This window comes from Ruegeria sp. HKCCD6157, from assembly GCF_013110685.1.
Lineage (GTDB): Bacteria > Pseudomonadota > Alphaproteobacteria > Rhodobacterales > Rhodobacteraceae > Ruegeria.
Genome location: NZ_WVRB01000012.1, coordinates 1 through 21,052, shown reverse-complemented (window position 1 = coordinate 21,052; position 21,052 = coordinate 1). Strand labels below are relative to the sequence as shown.

The window sequence follows — 21,052 nt, the reverse complement described above, 5'->3', positions numbered from 1 at the left end:
CAGCCTTCCGTCAACGAAAATGTGTTACGGCCATCGAAAATAATGAGCTCGGCAGTTTGCGAGAGTGAACCAGTTTGTGAAATATCCAAGGCAACAGGGTGATTTCACATCTAAGCTTCTGAAAGATACCTTTCCGACAACGGCAGGCTTGCCGCGCCCAGTGAGCGTGCTTCCGGGCCCACGGTCCCTGCCAGCACGGCAGGGCGCTCGAGACCGGTCAGGTTAAGCTCAGACAGTTTGTCTTCGACCATTTCAACCAAACGCGCCTTGATGTCCTGCGGCATCCAGCCGTCAATCTTCACGCATTCGAAATCTATCAGGCTACAGGATGAGACAATCGCATAGGCAATCCCGCTCGCCGTCTGCTTCAACCAGTTTTCCAGTTGAACTTTTGGCACATCCCAACGCTGGGTCGTTTCCCAAATGGAATGCGACGTGACACCTGCCGTGGTGATTGCACGCTCGAGCACGTACAGGCTGGCCACATCGATAAGCGGCCTGACACCACCGACATCATCCGGCACAGGCAAGGGGCCGATTGCGCCCGAGTTTCCACGCCCTGAAAAGATTGCGCCATTGAGGACCACACCGCCGCCAATGAAGAAACCAATATAGAAGTACAGGAAATCCCTTGGCCCATCGGCTGGACCGAATACCAATTCCGCCCCACAAGCCGCAGTGGCGTCATTTTGCAGGAATACCGGAATATCGAGGCGCCGCGCCAGGTCAGCCTTCAGGTCTGATACGCGCCACGGGTCCATTTCTTCCTGAGGAACCTGAAGGGTCTGGGCCCAGTCCCATAGGTAGAACGGCATGGCAATCCCAAGTCCCGCAATCCTGCCTTTGGCCTCAGGCGGCATGGATGATATCATTTTGCCCAGACTCTCAGTGGAAAACTCCAAAGTGGCTTTCGGCGTTGGATAGTCATAGGTTCGCCGATCGCGTTGCCGTACATTTCCGACAAAGTCAGTCAAAACCAACTCGGCACTGCGACGCCCCACCTTGAGCCCAAAGAAAAAGGCACCATCCGGGTTAAGTCGCATGGGAACGGAAGGTTGCCCGACTTTCCCGCGGACCGGTTCGCCGCGCAAAAGCAAACCATCCTTCTCCAACAGCCGCATGATGACGGAAACGGTTTGTGCCGACAGTCCTGTCATGCGCGCGATCTCGGACTTCGAAAGGGCCTGGTGACGCCGGACAAGCGACAATACAAGCCGTTCGTTCCGGGCCCGCATCCCGCTTTGGTTGGTTCCGCGTACCTCTGACCCGTGCAGGCCAATCGAATTTTTCCGAGATGAATTTTCCGGCACGACCACCCCTTTCCTGCTGAAGAATGAGAAAGCCCGTCCGCACTGTCAATAATAAATAAGAGTGATTTATTTATTGACTCAAAATTCGAATCTTGTGATTGTTTCTTATGGGGTCAGGATTTTTGCCTGATCGCCCTCGTGCCCTACTCGGCATAGAAAAAACTGGGAGGATAATCGATGAAACTTGCAAAACTTGCGGGTGCTGCTGCGCTCGGGGTTACTGCCATGGCTGGCAGTGCAATGGCGGAAGGCGAAACTGTTTGCCTGATCACCAAGACGGACACCAACCCGTTCTTTGTCAAAATGAAAGAAGGTGCGACTGCAAAAGCGGAAGAGCTGGGAATGACGCTCAAAGCCTTTGCGGGCAAAGTTGACGGTGACCATGAAACGCAGGTGCAAGCCATTGAGACCTGCATTCTGGACGGCGCCAAAGGCATTCTGCTGACGGCCTCGGACACATCATCCATCGTTCCGGCCGTGAAGCAGGCGCGGGATGCAGGTGTTCTGGTTATCGCTCTGGATACGCCGCTGGAACCCATTGACTCGGCTGACGCGACCTTTGCCACGGACAATTTCCTGGCCGGGCTGCTGATTGGACAATGGGCCAAAGCCACGCTGGGCGACGCGGCCAACGACGCGAAAATTGCGACACTGGATCTTGCCGTCAGTCAGCCGACAGTGGATGTGCTGCGCAATCAGGGTTTCCTGCAAGGCTTTGGTGTCGATCTGGCGGACCCGAACGTAATCGGTGATGAAGATGACCCCCGTCTTGTCGGAAGTGATGTCACTGCCGGCAACGAAGAAGGTGGTCGCCGCGCGATGGAAAACCTTCTGGCAAAAGATCCCACGATCAACGTTGTTCACACCATCAACGAGCCTGCCGCGGCAGGCGCCTACGAGGCGCTGAAAGCCATCGGGCGCGAAAATGACGTGCTCATCGTTTCCGTGGACGGAGGCTGCCCGGGTGTCCAAAACGTTGCCGATGGTGTTATCGGCGCGACGTCGCAGCAATACCCGCTGCTGATGGCATCGCTGGGTGTTGAAGCCGTCAAGAAATGGGCGGACGAAGGCGTGAAGCCTGAAAACACGCCTGGCAAGGATTTCTTTGACACCGGCGTGGCGCTTGTAACGGACAAGCCTGCCGAAGGCGTCGAGTCGATCTCGGTCAAAGAAGGCATGGACCTCTGCTGGGGTTAACCTGACCACCCGGAGGGCCGCAGAGGGCGGCCTTCCGCATTTCAAACCACCCATTCGCCCGAAAACTTGCTAAAGTCGTCAGCAACCTGACGCTTTGGGGGAACCTTTATGTCCGATACTTCACGACGATCAGACGACTTCGAAGCCGCTGCAAAAGGCAGCCCGGAACAGATTGCCGAATTTGACGATCACCACCGCGGGTTCGTCGGAACGGTTCAGCATTTTCTGCATGTGAACCCCTCTTTGGTGCCGCTGATCGTTCTTGTGGCTGCCATCGTCATTTTCGGGGCTTTGCTGGGCTCCAAGTTCTTCTCGCCATTCGCGCTGACCCTGATCCTGCAACAGGTTCAGATCGTCGGGATCGTGGCGGCGGCGCAAAGCCTCGTCATCCTGACCGCCGGTATCGATCTGAGCGTCGGGGCAATCATGGTGATGTCGTCGGTTGTCATGGGTCAGTTCACCTTCCGATATGGGCTGCCACCAACGGTCGCGATTGTTTGCGGCCTTTTCGTTGGCACCGCAATCGGTGCGGTGAACGGGTATCTGGTCAGCCGCATCAAACTGCCGCCGTTCATCGTGACGCTTGGCATGTGGCAAATCGTTCTTGCGGCGAACTTCCTGTATTCTCAGAACGAAACAATCCGGTCGCAGGAGATCGAAGAAAACGCCGCGATTCTGCAACTTTTCGGGGCCAAGTTCAATGTGGGCGGGGCGGTATTCACCGTCGGCGTGATCTTCATGCTGGTGCTGATCCTCGGGCTTTCCTACGCCCTTCGTCACACCGCATGGGGAAGGCATGTCTATGCGGTCGGTGATGATCCGGAAGCCGCCGAGCTGTCCGGTGTCAATGTGCATCGCACGCTGATGTCGGTTTACATGCTGTCCGGGCTGATCTGCGCCTTCGCGGGCTGGGCTCTGATTGGTCGGATCGGGTCCGTGTCTCCGACGTCTGGCCAGTTGGCCAATATAGAAAGCATAACGGCGGTCGTGATCGGGGGCATATCCCTGTTCGGTGGCCGCGGGTCCATTCTTGGATCGCTGTTCGGAGCGTTGATCGTCGGGGTCTTCACGCTTGGGCTTCGGTTGCTGGGCGCTGATGCGCAATGGACGTTCCTGTTGATCGGCATCCTTATCATCGCAGCGGTCGCGGTCGACCAGTGGATCAGAAAGGTGGCAGCCTGATGGAACCTATTCTCAAAGGACGGAACCTTGTGAAGCGCTACGGCAAGGTGACGGCGCTGGATCAGTGCGATTTCGATTTGATGCCGGGCGAGATTCTGGCCGTGATCGGCGACAACGGCGCGGGCAAGTCAACACTGATCAAGGCGATTTCAGGCGCGGTGATGCCGGATGAAGGCGAAGTCTGGCTGGAAGGCCGGAAAGTGAATTTCCACTCGCCGATCGACGCGCGCGAAGCCGGCATTGAAACGGTTTACCAGACACTTGCGATGTCCCCCGCCCTGTCGATTGCGGACAACATGTTCATGGGGCGCGAGATTCGGCGCAAAGGGCCGTTGGGATCATGGTTCCGAATGCTCGACCGTCCGGCGATGGAGAAATTCGCCCGCGACAAGCTGAGCGAACTGGGCCTGATGACGATCCAGAACATCAATCAAGCCGTCGAAACACTGTCCGGGGGTCAGCGTCAGGGTGTTGCGGTGGCACGTGCCGCGGCATTCGGATCAAAAGTCATCATCCTGGACGAACCAACCGCCGCATTGGGCGTGAAGGAAAGCCGGCGCGTTCTTGAACTGATCCTGGACGTGAAGTCTCGCGGCATTCCGATCATCCTGATCAGCCACAATATGCCACATGTTTTCGAGGTCGCCGATCGAATTCACGTACATCGGCTTGGCAAACGCCTCTGCGTCGTTGATCCCAAGGATTACACGATGTCCGACGCAGTGGCGTTCATGACCGGTGCCAAGGAACCGCCCGCCGAGGACCAGGCCGCGTGAAAAGCACACTTGCCACCCCCGAGGCGCTTGCAACCAAAATCGCGGATGCCGTTCAGGCCTTGCCGCCGCTGCAAGACCGGCATCTTGTCGCGATTGCCGGGCCGCCGGGATCGGGAAAAACGACTGCGGCGGGCCTTGCAACCAAAGAGCTCAATCTGCGCGGCGTCGCAACCGGATTGGTTTTCATGGACGGCTTCCACTATGACAACGTGATCTTGAAGGATCGCGGCCTGCTGAGCCGCAAAGGATCTCCTGAAACCTTTGATCTTGCCGGCTTTCATGCGTTGCTTGATCGATTGCGCGCGGAAGAAGAAATCGCAATACCCGCGTTTGACCGGGAACTGGATCTGGCCATTGCCGCGCGGTCCATGATCACGGCGGATCAGCGCGTTGTTCTGGTTGAGGGCAATTACCTTCTCTTGAACGAGCCGGGTTGGTCGGACCTTCACCAACTGTGGGCACTCAAGGTATTTCTGGACACCGATTTGAAAACACTCGAAACCCGCCTGACCAACAGATGGATCGGCCATGGTCTGGACGCCAATGCCGCCAAGGACCGTGCGCAGTCGAACGATCTGCCGAATGCACAGCGCGTGATCCGAAATTCGATACCCGGTGATCTGACACTGGCTTGAGTTTTGCCTGCGGCCAACACAATCCGTCTTGATGAAAGGCCAAAGGTCAGTTCCGGTACACCGGCGGAACAAGACCGGCTTGGAACCAAGTCACGAAGGGCACGATCGAAAACACCGGCAGCCCGGTCGCCTGCTGAATATCCGGCGCATAGGGGCACATATTCGTGCACTCCAGAACTATTGCCCCAAGTTCGGGATTGTCCGAGGCCAACGCGATTGCGGCCTCAACATTGTCCTCCCGGGCTTTCTCAACATTCAGACGCGATTCATTGCCAAGAATTGCGCGGGTGAACTCCCGCCCACCCTCGGTTGTGCCGATTGGCGTGTCCAAAGGGACATTGGCAGTCTGAAGATGGTCATTGGTCAAGGTGGAGGCCGAAATGGTCAGAATGCCCGCGCGCTTTCCCTTGGGAAGGATGCGATTCACCATTTCGACCTGCATCAAGGACGAGGTGACGACGGGAACCGGAACGGCCTCGGCCAGCTCCTTCTGGAACAGGGACAGGAACCCGCAATTGGTTGTTATTCCGTCCGCGCCGTCTTTGACCAGCTCTTGCGCGGCGTCGATGAAGACCTCGAGCATACCTTCGGCCCGATGCCGGACCACCCGATCGGGCGAGGCGTCCCGGACGATACGGTAAAGCACCGGAAACGGCCATGTCTGCGCATTGCCCATGTCACCGGGAATTCTTGGGAATTGCGCGTCCAGCATGAGGATTCCCACCGATGCGCCGTAAATGGATTTGCCGCCCTGCACGATCATCCCTGTGCCTCCTCGACAATGCGGGTCGAGATGTCTTCGGCCCCTTCCATGTAGATGCTGGTAATCCCGTGACGCACAGCGTCCTGAACCTGATCCATTCGCTTTGTTATATGAGCCGCCAGAACCCGGGCCGCCTCGTCCGCGTCCCTATCCAGCAGGGCCTTCATGACGTGTTTATGTTCGTCCTTGGACTTCTGCACCCGGTCCATGCTCATGGAAATCCAACGGATATAGCGGATACGCTCGTTGATCCGCGTCAGAGTTTGCAACAACTCCATGTTCCCTGACAGCTTTGCGATCCCCAGATGGAACGCTTCGTCCCGGCTAACTGCTTCTTCGATCGTCAGGCCGGTGATGTCGATGCCCGTTTCGTAAAGTTCGTCACGCAGCATTTGCAGGTCTTCATCGGTCGCCCTGGCGCAGGCGGATCGGGCCGCCGCGGATTCGATGATCTGGCGCAGCTCGAAAAGGTCGAACACGCTTTGCGCATCCAAGGAACGGCAAAAGAACCCTTGCCCCGGGCGGAAATCGAACAGCCGTTCGGCAACCAGACGGTTCAACGCTTCTCGCAACGGCGTGCGACTGACGCCCAAATCCCTGGACAGAGCGACCTCGTTCAGGCGGTCACCGGGGCGCAGGCGGAAGGAGACCGCCATCGCTTTGACCTGATCATAGATATCATCGACGCGTGGACCCGCCATAAACAATGCCCTTCTTCGGTTGATTCACAGGTGCCACACTCAATTCTTGAAATCAATATGCAAGTCTGTATACAGTTATGTGTACAATTACTACTCGAAGGAATCGCGAACCATGACAGGGACGAATTACCTGACCGGAGCCGAGGCGATGGTGCGTATGCTCGAGGCGCATGGCGTGACGCATATGTTCGGCCTGTGCGGCGATACCACCTTGCCGTTCTATGACGCGCTCGCCCGAATGGATCACGGCATTCAGCACATTCTGACCCGCGACGAACGGCACGCTGCCTACATGGCGGATGGCTATGCCCGCGTGACAGGCAGGCCCGGCGTTTGCGAAGGCCCTTCCGGCGGTGGCGCGACCTACATTCTGCCGGGTGTGGTCGAGGCCAATGAAAGTTCGGTTCCAATCCTGGCGATCACCTCTGATGTGGCGACGACCAGCCGCGGGAAATACCCTTTGACAGAACTGGATCAGCCGGCGTTGTTCCGCCCGCTGACGAAGTGGAACGCGTCTTTGGATGATGCGGCCCGGCTTCCGGCCATGGTCCGTGCGGCGTTCCGAGCGATGACAACGGGAACACCCGGCGCGACCCATCTGGCGCTGCCGTTTGATACGCAGAAGGCACAGGTGGACGAAGCGGAAATCTGGGCCGATGACCGGCATCGCAGCTTTCCCGCCGAACGGGCTGCCCCCGATCCGGATGCCATCGAAGCAGCCGCAGCCATTCTTGCCCGGGCCAAATCCGCCGTCGCGGTCTGTGGCGGCGGCCCGGTTCTGTCCGGCGCGACCGATGCGTTGCGCCGCGTCGCCGGTCTGTTGGACATGCCCGTCGCCACAACCGTTTCAGGCCAAGGATCCATCGCCGAAACCGATCCTCTGGCCCTGGGTGTCGTCGGATCGAACGGCGGCATCCCCGCGACACGCGCCGTGGTGGATCAGGCTGATGTCGTCCTGTTTATCGGGTGCCGCGCCGGTTCGGTCACGACCGAACGGTGGAGAAGCCCCGGGCGCTACACCACGATCATTCACATCGACAGCGACCCCATGGTGATCGGCGCAAACTATCAGACCGAAGTGGCGATCTGCGCTGACGCCCGCCTCGCGCTTGAGGCATTGGCCCGAGCGCTGGAGGACCGGCAAGACCTGAACGGTCAAGGCGGCACAGCCAAGGCCCGCGCCGCGTGGGAGGCCAAGGCGGCGGCGTTTGCCCCCTTGGCTGCAAGTCGGGAAACGCCAATACGGCCCGAGGCTGTCATGGCGTCCCTGATGGACATTCTGGACGACGATGCGATTGTGGTCGCTGACCCCGGCACCCCCTGCCCCTATTTCAGCGCGCATTACCGTTGGCGGCAACCCGGGCGGTATTTCATCACAAATCGCGCACATGGAGCACTGGGCTATTCTCTGGGGGCGGCCATGGGTGCGCATGTCGGCCGGCCCTCGGTCAAGACCCTGGCCGTCATGGGCGATGGTTCGTTTGGGTTCACCTGCGGTGAATTTGAAACAATGGTCCGGCACAAAATGCCAATCACCTCGATCGTTTTCTCGAACTCGGTCTTCGGATGGATCAAGGCGGGTCAGGATGCTGGGTTTGATCAACGCTATTACAACGTTGATTTCAACCGGACCGACCACGCCGCCGTCGCAGCCGCCTTCGGAGTGAAATCATGGACGGTCAAAGACCCTGAGGACTTGCCGAAGGTGCTGAAACAGGCCCTCGAACATGATGGCCCCACATTGGTCGACATCCATTCGCAGCAGCTTCACGAGGCCGCTGCACCTGTGTCGGAATGGGTTGCGTAAGAGGCAATCGACGGGGTCAGCTGGGCCAGAAATTCCTGCGCAATCGTGGACAGGGGGCGCCCCTTTGCGGTGATGATTGCAAGATCCAGCATGACGGATGGCCTGAACGGGCGGGTCTTGTACCCGCTCTCACCATCGAACGTCACGGTAAAGGGATCGATCATCGCAACACCCATGCCCTGTTTCACAAAACTCAGCAGGTTCTCGGACAGGTGCGTGTGAATCTGTGTCCGCCACGTGCGCCCGGATGCCTGAAAGATGTCACGGGTTCGACGGTGGGTTTGGTGTTCCGGGCCCATCACGATGAAGGGCTCGTTTTCCAGTAATTCCGGTGTCAGAACGTCATAATCCGCCAAGTGGCTGTTTTCTGGAAAAGTCGCAAGTGTTTCGAATTGAAACACCTGATAATTCAGAGTGTCGTGCAGGATCGGCATCTCGACGATGCCGATTTCAAACAGGCCTGAAATCACCCATTCCTGAATCTTGGATGAATACTGCGACTGGAAACTGACGGACAGGTTGGGGCGGCTTTTAGCAAAACGAGCGATCTCGCGCGGCATGAAACCAAATGACAGAAGATGCGGTGCCGCAACCTGCAATTGACCGGGATGTTTGTTCTGCAAATCCGTCACGGCCTGCGCCACGTGATCCAGCCCGCGCACGACCGTGTCGACTTCGCGGAACAGCATCTCGGCTTCCGGGGTGGGCAGCAAACGGCCCTTGTTGCGTTCGAACAGAGGCAGTCGCGCTTCGCGTTCCAACTGAGCCAACAGATTGCTGATACCAGGCTGGGATATCCCAAGTACCGACGCCGCACCGGTTACGGTTCCGGTTTCCATGATGGCGTGAAACGCTTGAAGCTGGCGAAAGCGTAGGGACATGGATTACCGTATCATTTTTTCTGATGAACTGTCGAAGATATAGTATTTGAAATGATATGCTCGTCAAGGCAGGCTTTCGCTCAACCACAGGGGGCGGAATGAACGATCTGTCACAAAACATCATCGGTTTCGACCTTTGGCACCTGAAGCTTCCGGTCACGTCCCGCCGGGATCACGGTATAGGATCCGTCGAAGGCGCCTGCGAAGTCGTCATACTGCGACTGACATCCGAGGATGGCACACAGGGATTTGGCGAAGCGTCACCCTGGTCGGTGTTCACCGGCACCCCGGAAGCGACATTCGCTGCACTGGATCGATATATACGCCCTCTTGTTCTTGGCGCCAGCGTGGGCGACCGGTCAGCCATCATGGCGCGCGCGGCCTGTGCCGTGGCGCATTGCACCGAGGCCAAGGCCGCGCTGGAAACCGCACTGCTGGATCTGGCCGGCCGTATCAGCGGCATCCCTGTCTGGTCTTTGCTGGGCGGTCGCTGCCGCAGCACCATTCCGCTCAGCTGTTCCATCGCCAACCCGGACTTTTCCCAGGACATAGACCTGCTGGCGCGGTTGCGAGAGGAAGGCGTGCGGATTGTCAAACTCAAGACCGGGTTCAAGGATCACGCCTTTGACATCATGCGGTTGGAATATCTGGCGCAGACCTGTCCTGAATTCTCGGTCCGCGTGGACTATAATCAGGGGCTGAACATCGAGGACGCCCCGGCGCGGGTGCGGGACGTGGCCCAGTTCAATCCTGATTTCATCGAACAGCCGGTTCGCGCCCACCATTTCGACATGATGGCAAAGCTGCGCCAAATGACCGATATTCCCCTTCTCGCCGATGAGAGCGTCTTTGGCCCCGAAGATATGGAACGCGCCGCGCGTGAACGCATTTGCGATGGTGTGTCGGTGAAAATAATGAAGTCTGGCGGCCTGACCCGCGGGCAAACGGTCGCCCGCATCGCGGCTGCGCATGGTCTGACGGCATATGGCGGGGACATGTTCGAGGCCGGCCTGGCCCATCTTGCGGGCACCCATCTGATTGCCGCGACACCCGAGATCACATTGGGCTGCGAGTTTTATCAGGCGTCCTATTTCCTGAAAGAGGACATTCTGGAAGACCCCTTCCGCATCCAGAACGGACAGGTCTGCGTGCCCGAAAGCCCGGGACTTGGCGGCAAGCCCGAGCTGGCAAAGCTGAACCATTACGCAGTGGCCAAGGCGGTTTCAGAATGAGTGAAAAGAAAACCATAGCGATCATCGGCGCCGGTATCGTAGGCGTTTCGGCCGCGGTCTGGCTGCAACGGGACGGGCACGACGTGATCCTGTTCGACAAGGCCGGACCAGGTGAAGGCACGTCTCATGGCAATGGCGGTGTGCTGGCGTCCTGTTCCATCATACCTGTGACGGTTCCCGGACTGCTTGGCAAAGCGCCCAAAATGCTGCTGAGCTCCTCACAGCCGCTGTTTTTGAAATGGGGGTATTTGCCGAAGCTGCTCCCATGGCTCCGGCAATATCTGAGCCACGCGAACGTGGCAGACGTTGAACGGATCGCGGCGGCGCTGACGCCGATCGTCGGTGACAGCCTGAATGATCACAAGGCATTGGCGGCAGGCACGCGTGCTGAAAAGTGGATCGTGCCCAGCGACTATCTGTTTCTCTACGAGAACCGGGCCCATTTTGAACAAGACGCGTTGGGCTGGGGAATAAGGCGGAAGAACGGCTTTGATTGGCAAGAACTGGAGGGCAAGGCGTTTCACGACTATGACCCCGTGTTCAGCCCGGATATCGGTTTCGCTGCCAAGCTGTCAAACCACGGTCATATCACCGATCCGGGGCGGTACGTGAAAGACCTGGCCGCCCATGTCGAGGCCAGCGGCGGCCGGATCATCCGCGCCAATGTCGAGGACGTCACCCGCGAGAACGGCCGCGTTACCGGTGTGCGCGCGGATGGTGAGGCCATCGCTTGCGACACCGCCATTGTCACGGCTGGCGTCTGGTCGGGGCCGCTGGCGAAGCGACTGGGGGTTTCTGTTCCTCTTGAAAGCGAGCGCGGTTATCATCTTGAATTGGTGGCACCTTCTGCCATGCCCCGCAGCCCGGTCATGGTGGCTTCGGGCAAGTTTGTTGCCACGCCCATGGATGGGCGCATACGCTTGGCGGGTATCGTGGAGTTCGGTGGGCTGGACGCACCGCCCTCGCGCGCGCCGTTTGAATTGATGCGAAAGAATGCCCGGGCCGCTTTTCCGGGCATAACATGGAAGGAGGAAGTGGAATGGATGGGGCACAGGCCGGCCCCGGCTGACTCGATCCCGATCATAGGCGACGTGCCCGGAATCAAAGGGGCCTATATGGGCTTTGGGCATCATCACATCGGCCTGACAGGTGGGCCAAAGACCGGGCGGCTTTTGGCGCAGATGATTGCGGGCAGAACCCCGAACACCGACGTAAGCGTTTATGCGCCGTCGCGCTTTGCAACATAAGAACAGACCGATGAAAAACATCGGTATTTCAAAACTCGATAGGGAGAAAACGATGAAAACACTGACAAACCTTCTGGCGGCGACCGCTTTGACTGCCGCCGCGGCGGCACCGGCCATGGCCGAAAAATGGGACATGCCGATGGCCTATTCGGCGTCGAACTTCCATTCGGCCACCGGTGCGGAATTCGCCAAATGTGTAACGACCGGAACCGGCGGTGAGATCGAAATCGTTACGCATCCATCCGGCTCGCTGTTCAAAGGTGCCGATATCAAACGCGCAATCCAGACCGGGCAAGCCCCGATCGGCGAACGCCTTCTGTCCGGCCACCAGAATGAGAACGCGTTGTTCGGTTTCGATTCGATCCCGTTCCTTGCGACCTCGTTCGACGACAGCGCCAAGCTTTGGGAGGCCGCCAAGCCATCTATCGAAAAAGTATTGGCCGAGCAGAACCTGACGCTGCTTTATGCTGTACCGTGGCCACCGCAGGGGCTGTATTTCAAGAATGAGGTGAACTCGGTCGCCGATATGAAGGGCATCAAGTTCCGTTCGTACAACAACGCGACTTCGCGACTGGCCGAACTGACAGGCATGTTGCCGGTAACGATCGAAGCGGCGGAAATCAGTCAGGCTTTTGCGACGGGTGTCGCCGAGTCGATGGTGTCTTCGGGATCGACCGGGTATGACCGCAAGGTCTGGGAAAGCCTGAACTATTTCTATGAAGTCGATGCCTGGTTGCCGCGCAACTACGTGATGGTGAATTCTGATGTCTGGTCGAGCGTGTCCGACGCCAACAAGAACGTCATCAAGGCCTGCGCAGGGCTGGCGGAATACGCGGGCAACTGGCGCGCCAAGGAATATACCGGCTTTACTCTGCAAGGTCTGCGTGATGGTGGCATGACCGTCGGTCCGGCATCCGAGCAGATGACGAATGAGCTGAAAGAGATTGGTGTGACCATGACCAATGAATGGCTGGAAGCCGCCGGAGACGAAGGCAAAGCCATCGTCGACGCGTTCAACGCCTCTCAGTAACCGTTCGAGGCAGGCGGCGTTGCATTGCGTCGCCTGTTTTCCATCCAATCATAACACAGCGGGGACGCCATGACGGTATTGCGGGGGCTTCGGTCCGTTCTGGATTTCATCTATCTGGCAGCGGGGGTATTGGCGGCGGTCAGCCTGATTGCCATTCTTTTGCTGATCGTCGTGCAGATGCTGGCCCGCTGGACCGGTGAGGTCTTCCCCGGAGCGCCCGACTATGCCGGCTATGCAATGGCGGCGGCATCTTTTCTGGCCTTTGCCAATGCGTTGAACCGGGGCAGCCACATTCGGGTTTCGATCCTTCTGAACGCGGTGCCGGACAGCGTGCGGCGTGTCCTTGAAATCTGGTGTTTCACCATCGGCACAGCCGTCATGTGGTATTTCTGCTGGTATGCCTATCGCTTCGTCTATTGGAGCTGGAAGTTCAACGACATCAGCCAGGGTCAGGACAGAACCGCGCTGTGGATTCCGCAATCCGCGATGCTGATCGGAGCCGTGATCCTGGCCATCGCGCTGACGGATCACCTGATCCACGTCCTGTTCAAAGGTGACCATCGCATTGTCCGCGATCTGGCCGACCAGAGCCACGGAGAATAGACGCATGGAAAATCTGTCTGTCATCATCCTTTTCCTTTTTGTTCTGTTCACGTTGCTCGGTACCGGCGTCTGGGTCGGCCTGGCCCTGATGGGGGTCGCCTGGGTCGGGATGGAGCTGTTCACGACACGCCCCGTGGGCGACGTGATGATCACAACCATCTGGTCCGCTTCTTCGTCGTGGACCCTGACCGCCTTGCCCATGTTCATCTGGATGGGCGAAATCCTGTACCGCACGCGATTGTCCGAAGACATGTTCAAAGGGCTGTCCCCCTGGATGGCCCCCCTGCCCGGCGGTTTGGTGCATACCAATATCGTGGGCTGTACCGTTTTCGCGGCAGTCTCAGGTTCGTCGGCCGCAACGCTGACCACCGTCGGAAAGATGTCGATCCCCGAACTGCGCAAGCGCAACTACCCCGAACGGATGATCATCGGTACTCTGACCGGCGCGGCCACTCTGGGGCTGATGATCCCGCCGTCTTTGACCTTGATCGTCTACGGGGTGACGATCAACGAATCGATCACCAAGCTGTTCTTTGCCGGCATCCTTCCCGGTTTGGTGCTGGCAGCGATGTTCATGGGTTATGTCGCGATCTATTCCAAGTTGGGCAAAGATTGGACCCCGGATGTCGAGGGCAAGCTGAGCTTTTCCGAGAAAGTCAGAAATTCCCGCTTTTTGTTGCCTGTGATCCTTCTGATCACGGTCGTCATCGGCTCAATGTATCTGGGCTATGCCACTGCGACCGAAGCTGCGGCTTTCGGGGTGATCGGCGGCCTGTTGCTGGCGGCAGGCCAAGGGTCGTTGAACTGGAAGACATTCACCGAAAGCCTGATGGGCGCCACGCGAACCAGCGCGATGATCGCCCTGATCCTTGCTGGCGCGGCGTTTCTGTCGCTGTCCATGGGCTTCACCGGTCTGCCGCGCGGGCTGGCCGATCTGATTGCAGGTTGGGAACTGACCCGTTTCGAACTGCTTATGGTCCTGCTGGTGTTCTACATCATTCTGGGCTGTTTTCTTGACGGGATTTCTTCCGTCGTTTTGACAATGGCCGTGGTGGAACCAATGATCCGCGACGCTGGCATTGACCTGATCTGGTTCGGGATATTCATCGTGGTCGTTGTTGAAATGGCGCAGATCACACCCCCGATCGGATTCAACCTGTTCGTGATGCAGGGCATGACCAACCATGAGATGAGCTATATCGCACGCGCAGCGATACCGATGTTCCTGATCATGGTGCTGATGGTCTTCATCCTCATCTGGTTCCCCGACCTCGCCACCTGGCTGCCCGAGAATTTGCGTCAGAGCCCGGGCGGGTAAAACGGCCTTGAACCTGCTCCATCTGGCGGCCCGTCACGGGCCCCGTGTTCTGGTCGCCGGATTGGCGGCGGGTCTTCTATTGCCGGGTTTGGCCGAGCCCATGCGAGGCCTGCTACCGCCCCTGGTCGTGTTGTTGCTGTTCGTCACCGTCCTGAGAATGGACCCCGAAACCATTCTTGGATCGTTGAGCGATCTGCACAAGGTCGCGTTCACCGTCATCGGGTTTCAATTCGTGATACCGCTGATCATTCTGGCCATCGGATTTGTCGGGGGATGGACCGGAACGCCGGTGCTTCTGTCCCTGCTCATCATGGCGGCTGCGCCCTCGATTTCCGGCAGTCCGAACATGTGTTTGATGATGGGCTACCCACCTGAACACGCAATGCGAATGATGGTGGTTGGGACCGCCCTGCTGCCATTGACAGCGTTTCCGGTGTTCCTGCTCATGCCTGAACTGGGCGGCATTCACTCTGTTCTGCTGGCCGGGTTGCAACTGCTGTTGACGATACTCTGCACAACCGGCGCCGCCATTGTTGTCCGGCGCGTCTGGTTGCGTTCACCATCACGCTCCACATTGGTGAATCTGGAAGGGTTGGGCACAATCACCTTGGCCGTTTTTGTCATCGGCCTGATGCCTTCCGTCAGCACCACTGCGCTGAAAAGCCCGGCCGTCGCGGCCTTCTGGATCGCGCTCGCCTGTCTGGCCAATTTCGGAGCACAATTCATTTCGTTCCGGATTACCCGAGGACGTCTGCCGGCAGCCAGAGCAACCGCTGTCTCTTTGATCGCGGGAAACAGAAACATCGCGATTTTCTTCGTTGCTTTGCCGTCCGAGGTCACCGCACCCATCATGGCCTTCATCGGGGCGTATCAAATCCCGATGTACTTGACGCCAATGATCATGCGTCATCACTACATGAGGCAAGTCTTGCCCGAGTAGCTTTGGAAAGCCGCCTTAGGATATTTTTATCCCTTTTCTCCGATCCGTGTCGGCGTTGGGCCGATACCTCGTGCTTGGTTCAATGCAAAAAAAGACGCTCAGGGAAATCGGGTGAATGATTGTCACTATTGACAGTTAATTGCACCCTTCCTATTTACTGTCAATGTTGACAGTAAAGGATAAATCATGCCGATTAACAAACTGGTCGTCGCATCTGTGATGACACTGGCTTCAACCCTCGAGGCATCCGCACAAACTCTCACTGCAACGGTGCAGGACGTGCGCAATGCAGAGGGTGATTTGATCATTGCCGTGTTCGATGACGCAAAATCTTTTAAGGCCATGGATGTAGCGAACGCGGCGGCCTTGGCTTCCATTCCTGCTGTCAAGGGCTTGGCTTCGGTCACCTTTCACAATCTCCCGCTTGGCAACTATGCGATTGCCGCAATTCACGACGAGAACAGCAACAGCGACCTGGATACCGAGAAGGATGTCCCAACCGAAGGGTACGCCTTTGGCGGCATGGATCGGAGCGGTCTACCGCCGGAATTCGCGGATGCCGCTGTCGCCATCGGCGCCGGTGCAAACGCAGACCTGAAGCTGAAATACTGGAAATAACATGATCGGGCGCCCCTCAAATCGTGATGAACGTTATGAGCAGATTATGCAGGCTCTGGTCAGATGTGTTGCGAGATATGGCCTTGATGGTGCATCGCTTTCGCAAATAGCCAAGGAGGCGGGCCTGACACGGCCTCTGATCCGGCATCACCTGGGCAATCGGGATGAATTGATTACGACCCTGCAAGACTATGTTCTGAAAAGTTTTTCGGAACAGTCTGACGCACTCGTTGCAGGCTTGCCGGCGTTGAGAAAATCAAGACATCTGATCGATCTTCTTTTCTCGGACATGAACCAGACGTCACCGGATATGGTACTTGCCTTCGCAGCACTCACCGCGCGGGCGGTCGAGGATGCTTCGCTTCGCCGGGCTTGCCGAGAGGCTCTGCTTGCCTTTGAAACTACGATTGCTGCGATACTGCGCGCGGATTTCCCGAATGTGGATGCCGCAAAGGTCAATACCGCCGCTCATGGCATTGTGGCGCTATATTTCAACGCGACGTCTTTGGCCCCTCTGGATATGCCGAATGTATGGAAAACTCAGGCCGAACAGGCCGCGCGTGCGCTGTTCAATGGCCTGGAGCAAGAACCATGACACGCAAGCGACAGCTGAACTACATCACCTTCGCGGCGCTGATGGTGACGACGGTACTTGGCTATCAGACGTTGTGGGGGCTTCTTTTCATGTTCTGGACAATCCCGAATTTCTATTCCGGTCACGCTTTGCTTTTGACCGACGTAACCCGGGAAGAGGACCCCATCCTGTTTTGGCTGATCCAACTCGCCTGGGTCGCATTAGGCCTGTCGATGATCGCCATCGACTTTCTCCCCCAAACGTTTTGAAAATTCCTTCACAAGAGGCTCAAATGAAACCCATGCTGCACCTTTTGCCGGTCGAAGCTTACACGAGCCAGGATTGGTTCGACCGGGAAATGCGCGAAATCTTCTCCAAAACCTGGCGCTACGCCGGTTTTATGGAGGATGTCAGTGAACCCGGCCAGTTCATCGCCGTGCAGGCCGGACTCAACAATATATTCGTGATCATGGGGCGCGATCGTCGCCTGCGCGCCTTCCATAACATCTGCCGCCACCGCGGAACCCAATTGATCCGCGCGGTTGGCAAAACGCAAAAAGCGCTGACCTGTCCTTATCACGATTGGACCTACGATCTTGAAGGCAATCTGATTTCGGTGCCGGATGAGCACGAGGAATATGGCAAGATCGACAAGTCCTGCCTTGGCCTGAAGCCCGCCAAGGTCGATATCTGGAAATCGATGATTTTCGTCCATCCAGACCCCGACGCGCCTTCCATCGCCGAATGGTTCGGCCCCGTCGAACCCCATATCGGCCCGCACGTTCCGGAAGAGCTGATCGAGTACGAAGACCTGAACACCAGCTATGAGATAAAGGCCAACTGGAAGGTTGTCGTCGAAAATTACATCGACGTTTACCACCTGAGCCATCTGCATTCGAATACGCTTCAGATGTATGACCACAAATCCGCCAAATTCCACTGGGAAGGACCTCATTACATGTTTTGGGAGCCGCCCGTGGCGGAGTTTCTGGAAGATCAGGACAGCAAACTGACCGCCCCGCGCGTCATCCCCAAAGACATGAACGGCGCCTGGGTGCCGATGCTGTTCCCGGGGATTGGTCTGGCCGCTTCGGAAGACGGCTGGAATATCTTCATTGTCGAACCCCTTGGCCCGGAATTGACACGAGTTCGCAACCGCGGGCGGGTGTCCAACAGCTCGGAATGGGAATTCACCAAACAGTCGATGAAGTCGTCCTCTTTCTGGTCCAAGTTTGGAATAGCTGGGAAATACGAAGCCAATGACGCGATGGGCGAAGATGACCCGATGGTTGCCGGTGACTTTACCGGCGAAGACATCTACGCGTGCGAGCAACAGCAGAAATCCCTGCATTCTCCGTATTTTGAAGCAGGTCCGGCGGCAAACGGTGAAAGTCCCGTCATCGAGCACCAGAAAGTTGTTCTGCAATGGTTGGGGGAAGGGAAATGAACTCGCGTGATTTTTTCCCATTGCGCGTTTGCGGGACCAGAGTCGAGCCGGATGGCGTGGCAAAGACCGTTATGTTCGATGTCCCTGACCAACTGATGGACATATTCGCCTGGAGGCCGGGCCAACACGTGTCCGTTCGTTTCAATATTGATGGCGAAGAGCACCGTCGAAGCTATTCGATCTCCAGTTCGCCTTACTCCGGGGACCCGCTTCGCATCACCGTCAAACGGGTCAAGGGTGGCCGTGTCAGCAACTTCATCAACGACACTGTTCAGGAAGGGCAAACCATTGACGTCATGCCGCCATTTGGCAGTTTCTGCCTGGACCCCGACGAAACGGCGCGGCGCACCCATTACTTTTTTGGCGCGGGCTCTGGAATTACTCCGCTCTTTGCAATGCTGAACTCGGTTTTGACAGCCGAGCCCCATTCAGTCGCGCATCTGGTGTACGGCAACACAAACGCCAAGAGCATCCTGTTGCAGCACGAACTGAGCGTGCTTCAGCAAGCGCATCCCGAACGTTTTACAATCAACCATGTCTTTTCGAAACCCGGCTGGTGGTCCAACGCCGAGTACTGGCGGCAAGGTACAATCGACAAGGCCGCCATCGAAGCGTTGATCGCCGAGTATCCACCTTACGCCCAGGACGCGCGGTACTATGTCTGTGGTCCGGGCGATATGAACCAGGCCGTCAAATCGGCCTTGATGTCCATTGATGTTCCCCAGAACCGCATCCACATGGAAAGCTATGGTGCTGCGCCGGATCTGGACACAGGGATTGACGGGGTGGACGCAAGCGCTGAATTGACGCTGGAAGGCACCCGACATCTCATTTCGGTCTCCAAGGGACAGACCATTCTTCACGCAGCGCAGTCAGCGGGGCTCAAGCCACCCTATTCCTGCCAATCCGGAGTTTGCGGCGCGTGCCGGGCCAAACTGACCGACGGCACAGTTCATATGCGGGCGCGCATGGCGCTGGAAGACAAAGACATCAAAGCCGGAGAAATCCTGACCTGCCAGTCAATACCCACGGCGGAAAAACTGACGATCAGCTTTGACCAGACCCGTCGCTGAAAAGCCAATGACGCGCCTGAGGCATGCCGGTTCACGCCGCCTCAGGTTCATTCACGGATCGGATCATGCGTCGGGCGCGCAATCTCGGATCACGAAGTGCTTGGTCGTTTCTTCCACGACTTCCCAATAGCCGCGAAAGCCATTGGGGATCAAAAAGCTGGCCCCGGTGCGAAAATCCTGACGGGTCCCGTCTTCGTGGATCAGGGCGCAATGGCCTTTGACGATATAGCAATATTCGTCCTTGTCCGTGAACGCGTGCCATTTGCCCGGCGTAGACGTCCAGGTCCCGGCAGACAGTTGTCCATCCGGGCTGGTGAAGTGCATTCCAATCTTGTGATGCGGATCACCCTCGACAACGCGATCGGGAAGATCGGCCAAACGCCTTTCGCTGCGTGTTGCGGGCTCATCGAAAAGATTGAGTACCTGTGTCGTCATGAGGTCATACCCTCCTGCTGGTCATATAGTGCGAGATGACGTGACCGGCCAATGGTCGGTCACGTGCTGGTCTTGGATTTCCGCCATCCTCTAATGAAACAAGTAGACACCCGCCAAAACCAGAGCAGCGATAAAGATCGTCTCGGCCACGATCAGGACGATGGCCTGCCCGCCCACATCCAGAATCCGCTTGAGCGACGTTTTCATGCCCACTGCCGCAATCGACACCAGCAGCGCCCACCGGCTGAGATCGGCCATGGCCGACGCTACCACTTCGGGGATCAGGCCCATTGAATTCAGGACGGCAAAGATCAGAAAGCCAACGACAAACATCGGCAAAATTGGCGGGCGCTTGCCGTCTTCCTCGCTGAACTCCGCATGGCGCCGGACAAGAAACGAGATGACCAGCACCACCGGGGCCAGCATGGCGACACGGATCAACTTGACCAAAGTCGCCACCTCACCGGTTTGGTCCGAAACCGAAAACCCGGCCCCGACAACCTGCGCGACATCATGGATCGTTCCGCCCAGGAAGACCCCTGAAACCTCGTCGTTGAACTCGAAAGCCTCGGTGAGGATCGGGTAGGCGATCATCGCGATTGTAGACAGAACAGTAACCGACAGTACCGTGAAAACCAGGTTCCGCTCCGAATGCTCGTTTTTGGGCAGAATGGCCGACAAGGCCATCGCGGCCGATGCACCGCAGATCGCAACCGATCCCCCCGTCAGCACCCCAAAGCGCCAACCACGGCCCAGAAGACGCGCGCCAAGAAGCCCGAACAGGATCGTGAGGATCACACCGGCAATCACAACGGCAATCAGATCAGCGCCAAGGCTCATCATCAATTCAACGGAAATACGCGCCCCAAGCAGCGCAACGCCAAAACGCAGAACCGTTCGTGCGGTAAATTCGATTCCGGCCTTGCAGTCACCGGCATCGTCTTCGGCCAGGAAATGGAACGCGATGCCCAGCAACAGGGCCATCAGCATCGCCGGGGCACCATAATGTTCGGACAAGAACTTCGCTGCGACGGCAACAACCACGGAAACAAGGAAACCGTGCCCGTTCAAACGAACGAAAGACCGTGCCCGAAGCCACGGCGAGTTGGATGCACTCAACGCCTGCATCTTACTTCCTTTGCAATATTTGAGCTGCCTTTTGGGCAAAGCCTGCCCCCACCCGCACCGTATTCGGCCCGGGTGGGGGCAGGATCAGATTACAGTTCGGCCTGAGCTTTCATGTCTTCGGCCGAGATTCCTGCGACGGCGACGGGTTTTTTCAT

Annotated in this window: 22 protein-coding genes; 16 read left to right on the top strand and 6 right to left on the bottom strand. The window is 57.6% G+C overall.

Going from position 1 to position 21,052, the window contains the following annotated elements; all coding sequences use genetic code 11:
• Window positions 1–110: 110 nt before the first annotated feature.
• Window positions 111–1,235: an ROK family transcriptional regulator gene (locus GS612_RS19985; RefSeq protein ID WP_171642698.1), complete on the bottom strand. Its 1,125-nt coding sequence runs from the start codon at window positions 1,233–1,235 to the stop codon at window positions 111–113.
• 252 nt (window positions 1,236–1,487) lie between these two features.
• Between GS612_RS19985 and GS612_RS19980 the strand changes: the two genes are divergently transcribed.
• The 4 genes from GS612_RS19980 to GS612_RS19965 all read left to right on the top strand — a co-directional run bounded on the left by GS612_RS19980 (window position 1,488) and on the right by GS612_RS19965 (window position 5,100).
• Window positions 1,488–2,507 carry a sugar ABC transporter substrate-binding protein gene (locus GS612_RS19980; protein WP_152460425.1) on the top strand — a complete coding sequence of 340 codons (1,020 nt, stop codon included), beginning with the start codon at window positions 1,488–1,490 and terminating at the stop codon, window positions 2,505–2,507.
• Window positions 2,508–2,615: 108 nt separating this feature from the next.
• Window positions 2,616–3,689, top strand: coding sequence for an ABC transporter permease (locus tag GS612_RS19975; RefSeq protein WP_171233900.1), 1,074 nt, complete (start codon window positions 2,616–2,618; stop codon window positions 3,687–3,689).
• The gene (locus tag GS612_RS19970; protein ID WP_171233899.1) at window positions 3,689–4,465 is read left to right on the top strand and encodes an ATP-binding cassette domain-containing protein; all 777 of its coding nucleotides are present in this window, start codon (window positions 3,689–3,691) and stop codon (window positions 4,463–4,465) included. The genes GS612_RS19975 and GS612_RS19970 overlap by 1 nt, the downstream gene beginning before the upstream one ends.
• On the top strand, window positions 4,462–5,100 hold the full coding sequence (locus tag GS612_RS19965; RefSeq protein WP_371809367.1) for a hypothetical protein: 639 nt from the start codon (window positions 4,462–4,464) through the stop codon (window positions 5,098–5,100). Before GS612_RS19970 ends, GS612_RS19965 begins: the two co-directional genes overlap by 4 nt.
• Before the next feature lie 46 nt (window positions 5,101–5,146).
• Here the strand turns inward: GS612_RS19965 and GS612_RS19960 are convergent, their stop codons facing one another.
• Together GS612_RS19960 and GS612_RS19955 are read right to left on the bottom strand one after the other, a co-directional pair.
• Window positions 5,147–5,863: an aspartate/glutamate racemase family protein gene (locus tag GS612_RS19960; RefSeq protein WP_171642673.1), complete on the bottom strand. Its 717-nt coding sequence runs from the start codon at window positions 5,861–5,863 to the stop codon at window positions 5,147–5,149.
• Window positions 5,860–6,564, bottom strand: coding sequence for a GntR family transcriptional regulator (locus GS612_RS19955; protein ID WP_171120837.1), 705 nt, complete (start codon window positions 6,562–6,564; stop codon window positions 5,860–5,862). The genes GS612_RS19960 and GS612_RS19955 overlap by 4 nt, the downstream gene beginning before the upstream one ends.
• Before the next feature lie 112 nt (window positions 6,565–6,676).
• Here GS612_RS19955 and GS612_RS19950 point away from each other — a divergent pair, with 112 nt between their 5' ends.
• A complete protein-coding gene (locus GS612_RS19950; RefSeq protein ID WP_171642672.1) occupies window positions 6,677–8,371 on the top strand; it encodes a thiamine pyrophosphate-binding protein in 1,695 nt (564 codons plus the stop codon).
• On the opposite strand, the gene GS612_RS19945 is transcribed toward GS612_RS19950, so the two are convergent.
• Window positions 8,332–9,252, bottom strand: coding sequence for a LysR family transcriptional regulator (locus tag GS612_RS19945; RefSeq protein WP_171642670.1), 921 nt, complete (start codon window positions 9,250–9,252; stop codon window positions 8,332–8,334). The genes GS612_RS19950 and GS612_RS19945 overlap by 40 nt on opposite strands.
• Before the next feature lie 98 nt (window positions 9,253–9,350).
• Here GS612_RS19945 and GS612_RS19940 point away from each other — a divergent pair, with 98 nt between their 5' ends.
• The 11 genes from GS612_RS19940 to GS612_RS19890 all read left to right on the top strand — a co-directional run bounded on the left by GS612_RS19940 (window position 9,351) and on the right by GS612_RS19890 (window position 19,334).
• On the top strand, window positions 9,351–10,484 hold the full coding sequence (locus GS612_RS19940) for an enolase C-terminal domain-like protein (protein WP_171642667.1): 1,134 nt from the start codon (window positions 9,351–9,353) through the stop codon (window positions 10,482–10,484).
• Entirely contained in the window at window positions 10,481–11,731 is a 1,251-nt protein-coding gene (locus GS612_RS19935; protein WP_171642665.1) for an FAD-binding oxidoreductase, read from the top strand. Before GS612_RS19940 ends, GS612_RS19935 begins: the two co-directional genes overlap by 4 nt.
• 52 nt (window positions 11,732–11,783) lie before the next feature.
• Window positions 11,784–12,761 carry a TRAP transporter substrate-binding protein gene (locus tag GS612_RS19930; protein ID WP_171642663.1) on the top strand — a complete coding sequence of 326 codons (978 nt, stop codon included), beginning with the start codon at window positions 11,784–11,786 and terminating at the stop codon, window positions 12,759–12,761.
• A 69-nt stretch (window positions 12,762–12,830) separates the two neighbouring features.
• Window positions 12,831–13,364: a TRAP transporter small permease gene (locus GS612_RS19925; RefSeq protein ID WP_171642661.1), complete on the top strand. Its 534-nt coding sequence runs from the start codon at window positions 12,831–12,833 to the stop codon at window positions 13,362–13,364.
• Window positions 13,365–13,368: 4 nt separating this feature from the next.
• Window positions 13,369–14,682: a TRAP transporter large permease gene (locus GS612_RS19920; protein WP_152460436.1), complete on the top strand. Its 1,314-nt coding sequence runs from the start codon at window positions 13,369–13,371 to the stop codon at window positions 14,680–14,682.
• A gap of 7 nt (window positions 14,683–14,689) precedes the next feature.
• The gene (locus GS612_RS19915; protein WP_171642660.1) at window positions 14,690–15,622 is read left to right on the top strand and encodes a hypothetical protein; all 933 of its coding nucleotides are present in this window, start codon (window positions 14,690–14,692) and stop codon (window positions 15,620–15,622) included.
• A 186-nt stretch (window positions 15,623–15,808) separates the two neighbouring features.
• Entirely contained in the window at window positions 15,809–16,240 is a 432-nt protein-coding gene (locus GS612_RS19910; RefSeq protein WP_171642658.1) for a DUF2141 domain-containing protein, read from the top strand.
• Between the two features lie 46 nt (window positions 16,241–16,286).
• Window positions 16,287–16,835, top strand: a complete 549-nt coding sequence (locus GS612_RS19905; protein ID WP_171642656.1) for a TetR/AcrR family transcriptional regulator — start codon at window positions 16,287–16,289, stop codon at window positions 16,833–16,835.
• A complete protein-coding gene (locus GS612_RS19900) occupies window positions 16,832–17,083 on the top strand; it encodes a hypothetical protein (RefSeq protein ID WP_171207094.1) in 252 nt (83 codons plus the stop codon). Before GS612_RS19905 ends, GS612_RS19900 begins: the two co-directional genes overlap by 4 nt.
• 23 nt (window positions 17,084–17,106) lie before the next feature.
• Entirely contained in the window at window positions 17,107–18,261 is a 1,155-nt protein-coding gene (locus GS612_RS19895) for an aromatic ring-hydroxylating dioxygenase subunit alpha (RefSeq protein WP_171642654.1), read from the top strand.
• The gene (locus GS612_RS19890) at window positions 18,258–19,334 is read left to right on the top strand and encodes a 2Fe-2S iron-sulfur cluster-binding protein (RefSeq protein ID WP_216603662.1); all 1,077 of its coding nucleotides are present in this window, start codon (window positions 18,258–18,260) and stop codon (window positions 19,332–19,334) included. Before GS612_RS19895 ends, GS612_RS19890 begins: the two co-directional genes overlap by 4 nt.
• 63 nt (window positions 19,335–19,397) lie before the next feature.
• Here GS612_RS19890 and GS612_RS19885 read toward each other — a convergent pair whose 3' ends face one another.
• Both GS612_RS19885 and GS612_RS19880 read right to left on the bottom strand, forming a co-directional pair.
• Window positions 19,398–19,769, bottom strand: a complete 372-nt coding sequence (locus GS612_RS19885; RefSeq protein ID WP_171172697.1) for a cupin domain-containing protein — start codon at window positions 19,767–19,769, stop codon at window positions 19,398–19,400.
• Window positions 19,770–19,859: 90 nt separating this feature from the next.
• Window positions 19,860–20,897 (bottom strand): YeiH family protein, encoded by a 1,038-nt coding sequence (locus GS612_RS19880; protein WP_171172696.1) that lies wholly within the window; start codon window positions 20,895–20,897, stop codon window positions 19,860–19,862.
• Window positions 20,898–21,052 lie beyond the last annotated feature (155 nt).

Coding starts and splice junctions, on each gene's coding strand:
- GS612_RS19985 (WP_171642698.1), bottom strand. CDS start 1,235: ATGCGGGCCCGGAACGAACGGCTTGTATTGTCGCTTGTCCGGCGTCAC.
- GS612_RS19980 (WP_152460425.1), top strand. CDS start 1,488: ATGAAACTTGCAAAACTTGCGGGTGCTGCTGCGCTCGGGGTTACTGCC.
- GS612_RS19975 (WP_171233900.1), top strand. CDS start 2,616: ATGTCCGATACTTCACGACGATCAGACGACTTCGAAGCCGCTGCAAAA.
- GS612_RS19970 (WP_171233899.1), top strand. CDS start 3,689: ATGGAACCTATTCTCAAAGGACGGAACCTTGTGAAGCGCTACGGCAAG.
- GS612_RS19960 (WP_171642673.1), bottom strand. CDS start 5,863: ATGATCGTGCAGGGCGGCAAATCCATTTACGGCGCATCGGTGGGAATC.
- GS612_RS19955 (WP_171120837.1), bottom strand. CDS start 6,564: ATGGCGGGTCCACGCGTCGATGATATCTATGATCAGGTCAAAGCGATG.
- GS612_RS19950 (WP_171642672.1), top strand. CDS start 6,677: ATGACAGGGACGAATTACCTGACCGGAGCCGAGGCGATGGTGCGTATG.
- GS612_RS19945 (WP_171642670.1), bottom strand. CDS start 9,252: ATGTCCCTACGCTTTCGCCAGCTTCAAGCGTTTCACGCCATCATGGAA.
- GS612_RS19940 (WP_171642667.1), top strand. CDS start 9,351: ATGAACGATCTGTCACAAAACATCATCGGTTTCGACCTTTGGCACCTG.
- GS612_RS19935 (WP_171642665.1), top strand. CDS start 10,481: ATGAGTGAAAAGAAAACCATAGCGATCATCGGCGCCGGTATCGTAGGC.
- GS612_RS19930 (WP_171642663.1), top strand. CDS start 11,784: ATGAAAACACTGACAAACCTTCTGGCGGCGACCGCTTTGACTGCCGCC.
- GS612_RS19925 (WP_171642661.1), top strand. CDS start 12,831: ATGACGGTATTGCGGGGGCTTCGGTCCGTTCTGGATTTCATCTATCTG.
- GS612_RS19920 (WP_152460436.1), top strand. CDS start 13,369: ATGGAAAATCTGTCTGTCATCATCCTTTTCCTTTTTGTTCTGTTCACG.
- GS612_RS19910 (WP_171642658.1), top strand. CDS start 15,809: ATGCCGATTAACAAACTGGTCGTCGCATCTGTGATGACACTGGCTTCA.
- GS612_RS19905 (WP_171642656.1), top strand. CDS start 16,287: ATGCAGGCTCTGGTCAGATGTGTTGCGAGATATGGCCTTGATGGTGCA.
- GS612_RS19900 (WP_171207094.1), top strand. CDS start 16,832: ATGACACGCAAGCGACAGCTGAACTACATCACCTTCGCGGCGCTGATG.
- GS612_RS19895 (WP_171642654.1), top strand. CDS start 17,107: ATGAAACCCATGCTGCACCTTTTGCCGGTCGAAGCTTACACGAGCCAG.
- GS612_RS19890 (WP_216603662.1), top strand. CDS start 18,258: ATGAACTCGCGTGATTTTTTCCCATTGCGCGTTTGCGGGACCAGAGTC.
- GS612_RS19885 (WP_171172697.1), bottom strand. CDS start 19,769: ATGACGACACAGGTACTCAATCTTTTCGATGAGCCCGCAACACGCAGC.
- GS612_RS19880 (WP_171172696.1), bottom strand. CDS start 20,897: ATGCAGGCGTTGAGTGCATCCAACTCGCCGTGGCTTCGGGCACGGTCT.